The following is a 14131-nucleotide window of genomic DNA, read 5'->3' on the forward strand; positions in this document are numbered from 1 at the left end:
GCTGCGGCCCTCAGGCCGTGCGCAATCGCAGCAGCGCCCGCACGAAGCCGTGGTCCGAGCGCGACCGGTCGCGGCCCTCGTGCAGGTGGTCGTTGAAGTAGTCGACGCGTCGCACGTCGCCCAGGCTGTGGCGGCTGCCGGGCACGAACTCCTCGCTCACGAAGATCTGGTCCAGCACCTCGGGGTAGCCCTGATGGATGTGCGAGTACGCCACGTCCTTCTTGAGCGCCGACTCGCCCTGCATCTCGTAGGCATTGAACAGCGCGACATCGCGCGCCGACTTGTCGTAGGCCACGTCAGAGGTGGCGGCGATGAGCTGCGTCGTCACGCTGTGGGGGTTGTCGTTGAAGTCGCCCATGACCACCAGCGGTGTTCCCGAGCCGCGCAGCAGGTCGATCACGATGCAACGCAACGCAGCCGCCTCGGCGCCGCGCATCAGCAGCGAGCGCAGCGATGCGCGCACCGCCACCTTGCGGTCATCACGCTCTTCGATGGCATTGCCGTGGGCGTCCTGCAGAAACTTGGGCCGTTTCGACTTGAGGTGCACCGTCAGCACGTGCACCGGTTGCCCGTGCTTCATGCGCAGCGTGACCAGCATCGGCGGGCGCTCGAAGCGCGTGTGGGCCCCGAGGCCCGGCACCTCGACGCCAAAGCCCGGCGCAAATTCGGTGAACGACTGCACGTCGTCCACCTTGAGCCGCGTCGCAAAGCCGACGCGCGGCGTGCCCCGTGCGCCTTGCGCGGGCGGGGTGTTTTCTGCGCCCGGCACCGAAACGAAGTCGTAACGCACGCCGCTCGCCGCAATGGCGTCCCTGAGTGCGGCCTCGTCCCACACCTCCTGCACCGCCAGCACATCGGCATTGAGCGTCTGGATGCGTTCGCCCGTCCAGGCGATCTTGCGGTCGTACTCGCGCTGCGAGTAGCCGTCCTGGTTCTCGTAGTAGATGCGGTTCGGCAGCGCCAGGTTCAGCAGGTTGGCGGTGGCGAGGAACAGCGTGGCGTAGTTGGGTGGAATGTCGGGCATGCCTGCAATCTACCGCGGCCACGAAAAAGGGCGCCGAAGCGCCCTGGATTCGATGTCGGCTGCGCTCAGAACGAGCGGCCGCCGCCAGAGCGGTTGCCACCACCACCACCGCCACCGCCACCGCCCGAGCGCCTGCCGCCGTAGCCGCCACCGCCGCCGCCGCCGCCGCCGCCGCCGCCGCCGCCGCCGCCGCCATTCGGACGCCGGCCGCGGCCGGCGCTCATGCTGTCGACGCTGGTGCGCAACGGATCGGGTTGGCCCGCCACGCCGCCGCCAGTGCCCGCGGCTTCGGCACGCAGGTGCGCGACCTGGTTGGCCTGGGTCGGGCTGTGGCTGTTGCCGTGGTGGCGCGGTTGGCGTTCGTCATGCAGTGCATGGCCGCCGCCCTGCACATGGCCCTGGCCGTGATGGGCCGGGGCACGCTGATCACGCTGGCCTTGCGGGGCGCGCGGTGCACCGCCGCCACCGCCACCAGGTGCGCGCTGGCCACGCGGGCCTGTGCCGCCGTTGCCGTTGCCCTTGAAGCCGCCGCCGTTGCTGGCACCGGCACCGCCGCCGCCACCGCCGCGACGTGCACCGCCGCCGCCATTGGCAGATCGACCACCACCGCCGCCGCCCCCACCGCCACCGCCCTGGCCCGCCTTGTTCTCGCGAACGCGCTGCAGCATCTCGGTGCGCGCGGCCTTGGCCGCGGCCTGCATGACTTCACGGCTCGGCGGACGGCCGGCGCCGCCCCAGATGGTCTGGCGACCCATGGCGATCGGCTCGGCGCGTTCGCCTTCTTCGGGGCCGAAGCCGTCGACGATCTTGACCGGGATCTGCTGCTTGGTGAAGCGTTCGATCTCGAGCATGAAGCCTTCTTCGTCCAGGCACACCAGGCTCACGGCTTCGCCGCTGTTGCCGGCGCGGCCGGTGCGGCCGATGCGGTGGACGTAGTCTTCGCTGACGTTCGGAATTTCGTAGTTCACGACGTGCGGCAGCTCGTCGATGTCGATGCCGCGGGCCGCGATGTCGGTGGCCACCAGTGCGCGGATGTCGCCGCTCTTGAAGCCGGCCAGCGCCTGCGTGCGTGCGCTCTGGCTCTTGTTGCCGTGCAGCGCCATCGCCTCGATGCCGTTCTTGGTCAGGAACTCGGCCACGCTGTTGGCGCCGAACTTGGTGCGCGTGAACACGAGCACCTGGCTCCAGTTGTTCTCGTTGACGATGTGCGCCAGCAGCGCCTTCTTCTTGCCGCGGCCCACGGGGTGGATCACCTGCGTGATGCGCTGCACCGTGGTGTTGCGCGGCGTGACCTGCACGCTCTGCGGGTTCTTCAGCAGGTTGGCGGCCAGGTCGCGAATCTCGTCGCTGAAGGTGGCCGAGAACAGCAGGCTCTGCTTGTCCCTGGGCACCAGCGCGAGGATTTTCTTCACGTCATGGATGAAGCCCATGTCGAGCATGCGGTCGGCTTCGTCGAGCACCAGGATCTGCACCTGGGCCAGGTCGAGCATGCCCTGCTGCTGCAGGTCGAGCAGGCGGCCGGGCGTGGCCACGAGGATGTCGACACCCTTCTTGAGCTTGCTGATCTGGGGGTTCATGCCGACGCCGCCGAAGATCACGGTCGAGTCGAGCTCGAGGTACTTGCCGTACGTGCGCACGGATTCTTCGACCTGGGCCGCGAGTTCGCGGGTGGGGGTGAGCACCAGGGCACGGATGCCGATGCCGCCGAACTTGTTTGTGGCGGAGGGGGTGGTGCTGAGCTTGTGCAGCATCGGCAACGTGAACGCTGCCGTCTTGCCGGTGCCGGTCTGTGCGCCGCCCAGCAGGTCGTGGCCGTCGAGCACCACGGGGATCGCCTGGGCCTGGATCGGCGTGGGCGTGTCGTAGCCGTGCTCGTGCACAGCCTTCAGGATGGCCGGAGCCAACTTCAGTTCATCAAAGTTCATTGGGAGCAAATAGCGCCTTCCATGGCGCAGTGGCATCGGCCCGCCGCGGTGCTCTTTTGTTTGGGAGCAACTCGGCCAGTCAAAGGCAGATGAGATCAGGGGTGGGAGGCGAGAGCTTGTGTAGAAGCCATCTTGTCCCCGGCAGAAGAGCCGCTGTTGCGGGCAACCGGACCCGGCAACGGGGTGAATTGTCGCACGAGACGATAATCGACGGTTTGCCGCCGCCGATTTCGGTTGTGCGCGCACCACTCCCACTCCCTACCAGCAGGCAGACCCACAGATGGCCCAATACGTCTATTCGATGAACCGCGTCAGCAAGACCGTGCCGCCCAAGCGGCAGCTCTTGAAAGACATTTCGCTCTCGTTTTTCCCTGGCGCCAAGATTGGCGTGCTTGGTCTCAATGGCTCGGGCAAGTCCACCCTGCTCAAGATCATGGCCGGCGTCGACAAGGAGTTCGAGGGCGAGGCGCTGCCGATGCCCGGCATGACCATCGGCTACCTGGAGCAGGAGCCCAAGCTCAACCCCGAGCACACGGTCCGGGAATCCGTCGAGGAAGCCATGGGTGCCGTGTTTGCGGCCAAGGCGCGGCTCGAAGAGGTCTACGTCGCCTACGGTGCCGAAGACGCCGATTTCGACGCGCTGGCGGCCGAGCAGGCCGAGCTCGAGGCCATCATCGCCACCGCCGGCACCGACTCCGAACATCAATTGGAGATTGCCGCCGACGCGCTGCGCCTGCCGTCCTGGGACGCCACGATCGGCCTGCTCTCGGGCGGTGAAAAGCGCCGCGTGGCGCTGTGCCGACTGCTGCTGTCCAAGCCCGACATGCTGCTGCTCGACGAGCCGACCAACCACCTGGACGCCGAGTCGGTCGAGTGGCTGGAAGTGTTCCTCCAACGCTTTACCGGCACCGTGGTCGCCATCACCCACGATCGCTACTTCCTGGACAACGCGGCCGAATGGATCCTGGAAATGGACCGCGGTCGCGGCATTCCGTGGAAGGGCAACTACAGCACCTGGCTGGAGCAAAAGGGCGAACGCCTGGCGCAGGAGCAAAAGGGCGAAGAAGCCCATGCCAAGGCGCTGAAGAAAGAACTGGAATGGTCGCGCCAGAACCCGAAGGCGCGCCAGGCCAAGAGCAAGTCGCGCCTGGCGCGCTTCGAAGAGCTGAGCGACATGGAGTACCAGAAGCGCAACGAAACACAGGAAATCTTCATCCCTGTGGCGGAGCGGCTGGGCCAGCAGGTGTTCGAGTTCCACAACGTCAGCAAGTCCTTCGGCGACCGGATGCTGATCGACAACCTGAGCTTCACCGTACCGCCGGGCGCGATCGTCGGCATCATCGGCCCGAACGGCGCCGGCAAGTCGACGCTTTTCAAGCTGATTGCGGGGAAGGAACAGCCCGACAGCGGCGAAGTTGTCATCGGGTCGACCGTCCGTGCGGCTTTTGTCGACCAGCACCGCGACGAACTGGCGAACCAGAAGACCGTGTGGGAAGACATCTCCAACGGCCTGGACATCATCAACGTCGGCAAGTTCCAGATGGCCAGCCGCGCGTATGCAGGTCGCTTCAACTTCAACGGTGCCGACCAGCAGAAGAAGGTCGGCACGCTGTCGGGCGGTGAGCGTGGTCGCCTGCACCTGGCCAAGACCCTGATCGCAGGCGGCAACGTGCTGATGCTCGATGAACCGTCGAACGACCTCGACGTGGAAACCCTGCGCGCCCTCGAAGACGCGCTGCTCGAGTTTGCAGGCACCGTCATGGTCATCAGCCATGACCGCTGGTTCCTCGACCGTATCGCAACCCACATCCTCGCCGCCGAAGGCGACAGCCAGTGGACCTTCTTCAACGGCAACTACCAGGAGTACGAGGCCGACAAGCGCAAGCGCCTGGGTGAAGAAGGCGCGAAGCCGAAACGCATGCGCTACAAGGCGCTCAAGTAACGCTGCCGCGGCGCTTACCAAATGAAACCGCCTCCGGGCGGTTTTTCTTTGCGCCGCCGGATCTCGATGTCACCATGTGCCGTTCATTCTGTCGAAAGGGCTGGACATGACGATGTCGACGCGCATCCTCTGGTTCACCGCACCGGTATGGCTGGCCAGTTGCGGAGGAGGGGGTGGCGGCGGCGGCGCCAACTTTTCGCTCGCCGCGCTGGGCACCTCGGCCGCGGTCACGACCACATCGCCGGCTCCAGCACCGGCTCCGGCCCCCGCGCCGCCCCCGGTGGGTGCAGCGCCGCCGGCGCCCGCACCCGTTCCCGGCGCCGCGCCTGCACCGCCGTCCGGACCGCTGAGCGTGACTGAGCTGGCCACCGACCTGTCGAACCCCTGGGGCATGGCCTTCCTGCCCGATGGTCGGATGCTCGTTACGCAGCGCGGCGGTCAACTGAGGCTGCGCAACGCCAATGGCACGCCCGTCAATGGTGGTGCCGACACAGTGTGTTGTGCGCCGGTGGTCGATACCGACGGCCAGGGCGGCCTGCTGGACGTGGCGCTCGATCCGGCCTTCGCCAGCAACGGGCGCATCTACCTGAGCTTTGCCGAGCGCGACAGCGCCAACGCCGCGCTCAACGGCACGGCCGTGGCACGCGCCCAACTCGATACCACCAATCGCACGTTGAGCAACGTCACGGTGATCTACCGGCAGACGCCCAAGGTGAGCGGCAGCAGCGCGCACTACGGCTCACGCCTGGCCTTCGACCGCCTGGGCTATCTGTTCGTGACCATGGGCGACCGCCAGATCGACGCGCAGCGCGGATTCGCGCAAGACCTGTCGCGTGGCAACGGCAAGGTGGCACGCATCACGACGGATGGCGCCCCGGCGCCGGGCAATCCGGACTTCGGCATCGCTGGCGCGCAGCCAGGGCTCTGGAGCTACGGCCACCGCAACCCGCAGGGCGCCACGATGCGGCCGGGCACGGATCAGCTCTGGACCAGCGAGCACGGCCCGCAGGGCGGCGACGAGATCAACCTCACACAGGCCGGCCGCAACTACGGCTGGCCTGTGATCAGCTATGGCCAGGAATACGGCACCCTCACCCAGGTGGGCGAGGGCACCAGCAAGGCGGGCATGGAGCAGCCCGCGACCTGGTGGGAAAAGATCGACGGCTCGGTCTGGACGGCAGGCACGCAGAAATCGTCGATCGCGCCGAGCGGCATGGCCTTCTACACCGCGACGAACATCCCCGAGTGGCAGGGCAACCTGTTCGTCGGCGCATTGGCCGGTACCGCGCTCTGGCGGCTCACGCTGAGCGGCGACACCGTCACCGGCCGCGAGCGCCTGCTCGCAAACCGCGGCGAGCGCGTGCGCGATGTGCGCCAGGGCCCGGACGGCTGGCTCTACGTGCTGACCGACAACGGCAAGCTGCTGCGCCTTCAGCGCTGACGGCCCGGCAGCCGCTTTCTCAAAAAATCAATTTGTGCCCGTGGAATGGGCGCAGCGTGTGGGCCTTGAGGCCGGTACGCTGGGCGACTTCCGCAATGGGCAAACCGGTTCCCATGGCGTTGATTCTCGAAGTTTGAGCGCGCTCTAAGCCGAACACTGACCGGCGCCGAGACGTAAGTGCCCGTCCTGCTTGAACTTTGCGTTCGTAGGAGTGGCCGTTACTGGGTACCGTGACTCCGGTTCGACGACGACGTTTTGATTGCAGCCTAAGTTCGCGCAGCCTCAAGCCGAACTTCCACTTCGCGCTCCACGAATTGCCATTCGGGTGTAGCGCGAAGCTTCCCCAGTAGTTCGGAGAACGCGGAAGCGTCGGAGGGCGCGAACTCGAACCAGGTAAGAAAATCGAACGGTTGCACGGTAGCCAGGTCGCGGCAGTGGTGGAGCCTACGCGCTACTGCCGGCAGATACCGCAATCCGATTTCAATGTGACGTGACTGGGCTTCAAGTACACCGCGTCGCTCATCCTGAGTCATGGCCCACCAGGCATCCGTCTTCTTGATGGGTATGAGTACGGCGAGCGTCGAACCGATCCGGCCCAGTCCTTCCTGCTTCTGCACCAACGAGGTTTTCTCTTCGCGGGTTACGTAACGTTCATTGCTGGTGGCCCCGCTCAAGACCCACGCGGTTGCGGCGGTATCAGATGGCGACCCCATTCTCAAGCGAGGAGCAATCGACAAGCTCTCGCCTTTGATTTGCAAAATGTTGGCGATTTTCCAATCGCCAACGTCCCCGGCAGAGAAGTGAAACAGTCGTGGTGATGCGGGTGGAAGCATGGCGTCGGCTAGTGCTTGAATAAAGCAGAATTGTGAGCCAGAGCTCCATTCTCCGGGCGCATCCGAGCTGAAAAACTCTGCCTGCGTCCACGCCGGCATCATCTCGATTGCCAGCGGTGGGGCAACAGCTCTTTCACGCGCCGCGCGGGCTGTCGGTAAGCGCGCTAGAACATCCTCAGATAGGCATACGGATCCAGCTCGTTGAGCCGGGCGGACTGCACCAGGCTCATGACTGCAGCCTGCCCCACTCCAGGCGAAGCGACCTTGATGCAGGCGGCAGCCGCTTTCTCAAAAGATCAATTTGTGCCCGTGAAGCGGGTCGCAACCTCGGCTTCCGCGAACACATCCCTGGCCGCGGTCAATCCGTTCAGGGCCGCGGGGAATCCGGCGTACACCGCCATCTGCATGATGGTTTCGACGATCTCCGTGCGCGTCACACCCACGTTCAACGCCCCCTGGATGTGCACCTTGAGCTGCGGCGCTGCATTGCCCATTGCCGTGAGCGCCGCCACCACCGCAATCTCGCGTGAACGCAGGTCGAGGCCGGGGCGCGAGTAGATGTCACCGAAGGGAAACTCGATCAGCAGGCGGGCAAAGTCGGGCGCGATGTCGGCCAGGCTCTCGACCACCTTGACGCCGCCTTCACCGTCGATTTCCCGGAGCTTGGCCAGGCCGCGCTCGTAGCGCAGGTTGTCGTTGTTGCTGTTGCTTGGGCTTTGCTGTGTGTTCGTCATCGCTCGTCTTTCTTTCCGGGGCAGTGCCCAATAGCGGAGTACGCGAGGGACGCTTCGCCTTGGCTTCGATCGCACGGTAGTGCCTGATCTTGAGTGAAAGCGCCTGCATGGATTGCTGCAGTGCCTCCACCCTGGCCTGAACTTCGGCAAAGTGCTGTTCGAGCATTTCGCGCCGTTCGCTGACGCTGGCGTCCCCCTGGCTTCGAAGCCTGGCGAAGGCCTGCATGCCTTGAATCGGCATGCCGGTCTCGCGCAGGCGCAACAGGAAAGCCAGCCAGTCCATGTCGGCGCCCGCATAGCGGCGCTGGCCGCCCGGTGCACGGGACACCGCGGCGATCAGTCCGATGCGCTCGTAGTAGCGCAGCGTGTGGGCCGTGAGGCCGGTGCGCTGAGCGACTTCCGCAATGGTCAAACCGGTTTCCATGGCGTTGATTCTCGAAGTTGGAGCGCGCTCTAAGTCAAGCGCCTTGTTGAACTATTTTTGCGGGTCGCAAAGATCGGCGTCGAGCCAGCCGCGCAGGCTGTTGACGAAGGCCAGCGCCTGCACGCGGGGCAGATCGTCCACCCGCACGACGGCTTCGGCAAGCTGCCCTTCGCGCAGGCGGTTGGCCCGGCCAATGCCATTCAGCAGGCCGCAGCGCAGCGGCGGCGTGACCCAGCAGCCGTCGAGCAGCAGGGCGATGTTGCCGCGCGTGCATTCGGTGATCTCGCCGCGGCGGTTCCACAGCAGGGTGTCGAACACGCCTCGCGCGATGGGTGCGAAGGCCTCGTAGTGCGCCCGGCGCGTGGTCTTGAAGCGCGAGAACTCGCTGTCGGCTTCGTCGAATGCGCGAGTGGCCAGTTGCAGCCGCACGCGCGCCGGCGCGGCGTCCATGGCAAAGGCTTCCGCACGCGGCTGCCCTTGCGCATCGAGCAGCAGGCGCACGCGCCACACGCTCGTTGAATGGACGGTGCTCAGGCGCTTCAGGCACGCCGTCAAAAGCGCTTCGTTCCACGGGTAGCCGAAGTGTGCGGCTGCGTTCCGCATGCGCGACAGGTGCGCCGGCGCATCGCGCATCGCGCCGTCGACCAGCGCCAGGGTTTCGAGCAGTTCGAAGGGACTCATGGCAGCGGACGATACAAGCGTGTTGCCTGGCCGAGAAACGCCCGCTTGTGGCGCCACTCTTCCCACTCCGCGTCGGCGCCCGCGTCGGCCGTGATGCCGCTCCCGATGCCGCATCGCGCCTCGGTACCGCGCAGCGTCACGGTGCGGATCGGCACATTGGAGGTCGCGTGCCCGCCCGGCCGCACCACGCCCACGGCGCCGCAGTACACGCCGCGGGCCTCGGGCTCCAGTTCACGGATCATGCGCATCGCATTGACCTTGGGCGCACCGGTGATGGAACCGCACGGAAACAGCGCCGCGAACACATCCGCCAGCGAGACGCCGTCGCGCACGGCCGCTTCGACGTCGGAGGTCATCTGCCACACGGTGGGCAGTGCTTCGGTGTGAAAGAGCCGGGGCACGCGCACCGAGAAGGGCTGCGCCACGCGCGAGAGATCGTTGCGGATCAGGTCGACGATCATCACGTTCTCGGCCCGCTCCTTGGGCGCGGTGCGCAGCCGCAGTGCCAGTGCTGCGTCTTCGGCGGCCGTGGCGCCACGCGGCGCGGTGCCTTTCATCGGGCGGGCCAGTATCCGGTCGCCGTGCCAGTCGAAGAACAGCTCGGGCGACACCGACAGCACCTGCTCTTCGCCGGTGTCGATGAAGGCGGCGTAGCCGTCGGGTTGCGCCTTTCGCAAGGCCCTGAACCAGGCGCATGCGTCGCCATGGAATTCGGCCTGCAGCGGCGCCGTGTAGTTCAGTTGGTAGAGCTCGCCGTTCCCGATGGCACGGTGGATGGCCTGCATGTTCCGGTCGAACGCGGCACGCGAGAGGCCGGCTTGCCAATCGACAGGGGGCACGCGGTCGCCAGGCGTGTCCGCTTCGGGCCAGGGCTGTGGGGCGTCGTGCACGCCGAACCACGCGAGCGGCCCTTCGCCAGCGTGTACCGCGAATGCAGGGTCGAAGGCCGCTGCCGCCTCGTAGCGCAGGTAGCCCACGCACCAACGCCCTTCATGGGCCAGCGCCTCGACAGCCTCCAGCACCGGCCGCACTTCGTCGGCGGTGCGCGCAACGAGCACGCGCGAAGGCGCTCCGAAAGCCACGCGCAGCCGTGTGGCTCCGTCGCCTCGCGGTTCGGCGAAATCGATCAGCGTCTGCAAGACCGAACCGTCAGGCCGACCCTGCCGGCCGGGCCGCCGCCGAGCCCGCCAGCACCCGCTTGCGCACCGAGTAGATGTTGTTGCGCAGGGCATAGAGCTCGTCGGCATACGACAGCGGCACGGCCACCTTGTTGACCACGCGATCGAGCTCGTCGAGCTCCTTGAGCAGCGCGTCGCGCTCGCCCTGCTTGCTGTCCACCTTGCCCTCGATGTCGCGCAGCCGCGCATACCAGCGGAACACGCGCCGCCGCACACGGAACTGGTAGAGCGGCGGAATCACGCGGCTCAGTGGCAGCATCAGCACCAGCAGGCCGCCCAGCACCAGCCACATGCGCTCGACCAGGTTGCTGGCCCAGAAGGGCAGGTAGCGCTGCCAGAAGGGCGGCGTGCCGTTGATCGCACGGTCGCCCTCGGGGCTCACTGGCAGTTCGCTGGTGCGGGTGTTCGGAAAGTCGCGCGCGCGGTTGAACCAGCCCGCGTCGCTGTGCACCGTTTGCGCCGCCTGCGCGAACAGCTGCCGCAGGGCAGGGTGGGTTTCCTCTCGCGACAGCAGCGAGGTGGTGGCCGCGAGCAGCGACACCTCGGCCGGCGGCACATCCTTCGACAGTTCGACCACGCCGCGCGGCAGCGTTACGGCCGAGAGGAACGGAAAGCGCCGCGTGTAGGCATCGGCCTGACCGAAGTCCATCAGCTTGATGTCGCCGGTGCGCAGCAGGCGCTGCACCTGCGGTGACTGAGGCGCCGACGACAGCACGATGGCATCGAGCAGACCGGCCTGCAGCGCCTCGGCCGCGGCGGCCTGCTCGAGGTTCGACAACTGCACCTCGTCGGGGCCGAGCCGGTTGGCCTTGAACAGCCGTTCCATGATTTCCGGCAGGCCGCTGCCCGGCATGTCGACGTTTACGCGCAAGCCGCGCAGTTGGGCGAGCGAGGTCAGCGTGCCGGTCTTGCGGTCGATCTTGTGCGCCGTGTCTGCGCGGTAGAACAGCCACAGCGGCTCGAAAAAGAGACTGCCGAGCGAACTGAGGCCCGCTTCTTCGTCTGCCACCGGGTCGGCGCTGCCGCCGCGCACGAAGCCCACATCGGCGCCGCCGCTGCGCAGCAGTTGCAGATTTTCGAAAGAGCCCGAGGTGGCCTTCAATTCGACCTCGATGCCGTTGGCCTTGAGCGCAGTCGCATAGCGCTTGCCGAACTGCGCATAGGCGCTGCCCGTGGGGCCGGTGGCCAGCGTCACATGCTTGGGCGGTTGCGGCTGCAGCCACCAGTAGGCGGCAACCAGGAGGCCGATCACGAGGAAGACGATCGGTCCGGCCGAGACGATCAGATCCCGGATCGACAGCAGGATCAGCTTCAGGGTTCTTGGGAACGCCATGGGGACTTTCTTGAGTTTCAGCCGCGTGGCGCCGCCAGGTCGGTCGCCGAGGGGATGTGCAGGTCGCCCACCGTCACGGAACGCGCCGCACGCACTGCGCGCACAGTAGCAATGGCCACGGCCTCGGCCGCCATCGCGCTCAGCACCGTCATGCCAGGCGTGTCGTCGGTCGGCGGTACGCGGCAGGTGGCGAGCGCGAACAGCGTGTCGCCGTCGCTCATGGTGTGCACCGGGTTGATGCTGCGCGCCAGGCCGTCGTGCGCCACCATCGCGAGCCGGTTCGCTTGCACCTTGGTGAGCACCGCGTCGGTCGCGACCACGCCGATGGTTGTGTTGGTGCCTGCCAGCAGGGGCTTGGGCGCCTCGCCGCGCATAAGCGCCCGGCGCGTGTCGAGCAGGGCCTTGCCGTCCGCCGTGCGCGCGCCGGCCACCACCTGCGCCGTATCGGGGTCGATCACATCGCCCAGCGCGTTGCAGGCGATTAGCGCGCCGACCGTGACGCCGCCGACCGTGACGGAGGCGGTGCCGATGCCGCCCTTCATCGCGCGATCGACGCCGAACAGTTTGCCCACCAGCGCGCCGCTGCCGGCGCCGACATTGCCCTCGGCAGGGGGGCGGCTCGACGCTGCTTCGCAGGCCGCGTAGCCGGACTGTGCATCGGGCCGGAAGCGCGCATCACCCATCGGCAGATCGAACAGCACGGCGGCGGGCACGATGGGCAGCGTGCCGAAGCGCACGTCCATGCCGATGCCGCGTTCTTCCAGCCAGCGCATCGCGCCGTCGGTCGCGGCCAGGCCCCAGGCGCTGCCGCCGGCCAGCATGATGCCGTGGACTCGCTCCACGAGGTTGCCAGGAGAGAGCAGATCGGTTTCGCGCGTGCCGGGCGCGGCGCCGCGCACATCGACGCCACCCACGGCGCCTTCGCGCGTGAGGATGACGGTGCAGCCTGTCGGGCGGCGCGTGTCGTTGAAGTGGCCGACTTCGATGCCGGAAACATCGGTGATGGCACCGTCGGAAGCGGTGCCGTGCAAGGGGGTAGGAGACATCGGCGGCCATGATACGGCCCGCCCGGCTTGCGCCCGAAAAATGCGCAAGGCCCACAGCGCCAGCAACTGCAACTGCAACTGGTGGGCGGGATCAATGCAGGAAGTGCGCTGTTCAGTGGAAAGTCGTCGTCGACCGACGCGGACTCTGCGCGTGAGGCGGGCTGAGGGCCCAACGGCAGTTTCAGGTGCCGAAGCGGCCTGCGGGCACTTCTGCGGCGGCCAGGCCTTGCAGCACATCGCCCACCACGATCACCGAGGGGCTCGCAAGACCGGCTTCGGCGATGCCGGCCTGCAGCCGGGCCAGCGTGGTCACGATGTGGCGCTGGTGCGGCAGGCTCGCATGCTGGATCACGGCCACGGGCGTTGCGCCCGGCAGGCCGTGCAGCAGTTCGGCCTGGATGTGGCCGGCGCCGGCCACGCCCATGTAGATCACCAGCGTGAGCCGTGCGTCGCGCGCGGTGGCGGCCAGCGCGCGCCAGTCGGTCGGGTCTTCGGCCGCGCCGGCGCCGGTCTTGGCATGGCCGGTGACGAACACCACGCCCTGTGCGTGGTCGCGGTGCGTGAGCGGCACGCCGAGCGAGGTGACGGCGGCGAGGCCGGCGGTGATGCCGTTGACCACGGTGCATTCGATGCCCGCTTCGCGCAGGTGCTCCACCTCTTCGCCGCCACGGCCGAAGATGAACGGGTCGCCACCCTTCAGGCGCACCACGGTTTCGCCTTCGCGCACGGCCGTGATCATGAGTTTTTCGATGAAGGCCTGCGGCGTGCTCCTGCAGCCGCCGCGCTTGCCCACGTGCACGATGCGCGCATCCGGACGGGCGTAGCCGAGGATCGCGTCGTTCACCAGGTCGTCGACGAACAGCACGGTGGCCGCGTGGATCGCCTTGACGGCCTTCAGCGTCAGAAGCTCCGGGTCGCCGGGGCCGGCACCTACCAACGTGCAGTTTCCGAGGGTATCGAGGTGGTGCTTCATCGGGCGAAGTGAGTGTCGAAGTGAGTGTCGAAGTTTTTCATGGCACGGCGACCAGCGTGCCGGCCGTGCTGGCGCGCACCATGCGTTTGAGTTCCGGAATGCAGGAGCCGCAGTTGGTGCCGCATTTCAGCGTGCCCTGAAGCTCGGCGAGACGCTCGTCTTCGGAGCCCGAGCAGCCGGCAAGGCGCTCGCCGATGGCGGTCTGCGTCACGCCGAAGCAACTGCAGACAACCTTGCCGCGTGCGGCAATGCCGACCGGTGGGGTTGCCCCCGGGCGCAGCAACTGGCGGCCGTAGGCCTGCGCGGGCAACTGATCCTGCAGCAAGGCCTTGATCCATGCCTCGGCGCGCGTGTCGCCGCCCAGCAGGAAGGCTTCGAGCAGGGCGTTCTCGCCATCGCGCACGAGTCGAACCGCGCGGCGCTGGCCACGCTTCGGGTCGGCATAGCGCAAGGCGTCGGCGCCGTCGAGTGCCAGCAAGCCCTCGATCTGCTGCAGCAGCGCGTCGGGCACTGCTTCGTGCGCCGCAGCCCTGAACAGCACCCCGGTGCGCTCGACCGCCCCACTGGCCAGCGCCGCCCCGGTGCCGAAGGGCACGC

Annotated in this window: 11 protein-coding genes and 2 pseudogenes; 2 read left to right on the forward strand and 11 right to left on the reverse strand. The window is 67.2% G+C overall.

All coding sequences use genetic code 11. The features are described from left to right. Nucleotides 1–10: 10 nt before the first annotated feature. Nucleotides 11–1024 (reverse strand): endonuclease/exonuclease/phosphatase family protein, encoded by a 1014-nt coding sequence (locus tag ACSFA8_RS05200; protein ID WP_435478415.1) that lies wholly within the window; start codon nucleotides 1022–1024, stop codon nucleotides 11–13. A 65-nt stretch (nucleotides 1025–1089) separates the two neighbouring features. Further along, nucleotides 1090–2949, reverse strand: a complete 1860-nt coding sequence (locus tag ACSFA8_RS05205; protein ID WP_435478416.1) for a DEAD/DEAH box helicase — start codon at nucleotides 2947–2949, stop codon at nucleotides 1090–1092. 280 nt (nucleotides 2950–3229) lie between these two features. Between ACSFA8_RS05205 and ettA the strand changes: the two genes are divergently transcribed. Further along, nucleotides 3230–4891, forward strand: coding sequence for an energy-dependent translational throttle protein EttA (gene ettA / locus ACSFA8_RS05210; RefSeq protein WP_435478417.1), 1662 nt, complete (start codon nucleotides 3230–3232; stop codon nucleotides 4889–4891). Between the two features lie 106 nt (nucleotides 4892–4997). Beyond that, complete coding sequence (locus ACSFA8_RS05215; RefSeq protein WP_435478418.1) at nucleotides 4998–6332, forward strand: PQQ-dependent sugar dehydrogenase; 1335 nt, start codon at nucleotides 4998–5000, stop codon at nucleotides 6330–6332. A gap of 266 nt (nucleotides 6333–6598) precedes the next feature. On the opposite strand, the gene ACSFA8_RS05220 is transcribed toward ACSFA8_RS05215, so the two are convergent. The 9 genes and pseudogenes from ACSFA8_RS05220 to ACSFA8_RS05260 all read right to left on the reverse strand — a co-directional run. Further along, the gene (locus ACSFA8_RS05220; protein ID WP_435478419.1) at nucleotides 6599–7267 is read right to left on the reverse strand and encodes a chlorite dismutase family protein; all 669 of its coding nucleotides are present in this window, start codon (nucleotides 7265–7267) and stop codon (nucleotides 6599–6601) included. Beyond that, nucleotides 7264–7416: pseudogene (locus tag ACSFA8_RS05225) on the reverse strand (transposase domain-containing protein); the annotation flags it as partial. The pseudogene ACSFA8_RS05225 and the gene ACSFA8_RS05220, both read right to left, overlap by 4 nt. Before the next feature lie 45 nt (nucleotides 7417–7461). Continuing rightward, entirely contained in the window at nucleotides 7462–7899 is a 438-nt protein-coding gene (locus ACSFA8_RS05230; protein ID WP_435478420.1) for a carboxymuconolactone decarboxylase family protein, read from the reverse strand. After that, nucleotides 7808–8323 carry a MerR family transcriptional regulator gene (locus tag ACSFA8_RS05235; RefSeq protein ID WP_435478421.1) on the reverse strand — a complete coding sequence of 172 codons (516 nt, stop codon included), beginning with the start codon at nucleotides 8321–8323 and terminating at the stop codon, nucleotides 7808–7810. Before ACSFA8_RS05235 ends, ACSFA8_RS05230 begins: the two co-directional genes overlap by 92 nt. Nucleotides 8324–8374: 51 nt before the next feature. Next, nucleotides 8375–10143, reverse strand: a pseudogene (gene pabB, locus ACSFA8_RS05240) (aminodeoxychorismate synthase component I). A 10-nt stretch (nucleotides 10144–10153) separates the two neighbouring features. Further along, a complete protein-coding gene (locus tag ACSFA8_RS05245; RefSeq protein ID WP_435478422.1) occupies nucleotides 10154–11515 on the reverse strand; it encodes a TAXI family TRAP transporter solute-binding subunit in 1362 nt (453 codons plus the stop codon). Between the two features lie 17 nt (nucleotides 11516–11532). Beyond that, a complete protein-coding gene (locus ACSFA8_RS05250; RefSeq protein WP_435478423.1) occupies nucleotides 11533–12561 on the reverse strand; it encodes a P1 family peptidase in 1029 nt (342 codons plus the stop codon). Between the two features lie 181 nt (nucleotides 12562–12742). Then, nucleotides 12743–13534: a uroporphyrinogen-III C-methyltransferase gene (gene cobA, locus ACSFA8_RS05255; RefSeq protein ID WP_435478424.1), complete on the reverse strand. Its 792-nt coding sequence runs from the start codon at nucleotides 13532–13534 to the stop codon at nucleotides 12743–12745. 37 nt (nucleotides 13535–13571) lie between these two features. Further along, nucleotides 13572–14131, reverse strand: a 560-nt coding sequence (locus tag ACSFA8_RS05260) for a (2Fe-2S)-binding protein (protein ID WP_435478425.1), incomplete at its 5' end; no start/stop codon positions are given.

The sequence above is a fragment of the Variovorax nitratireducens genome (assembly GCF_051216545.1).
In the GTDB taxonomy this organism is placed as follows: Bacteria; Pseudomonadota; Gammaproteobacteria; order Burkholderiales; family Burkholderiaceae_C; genus Variovorax.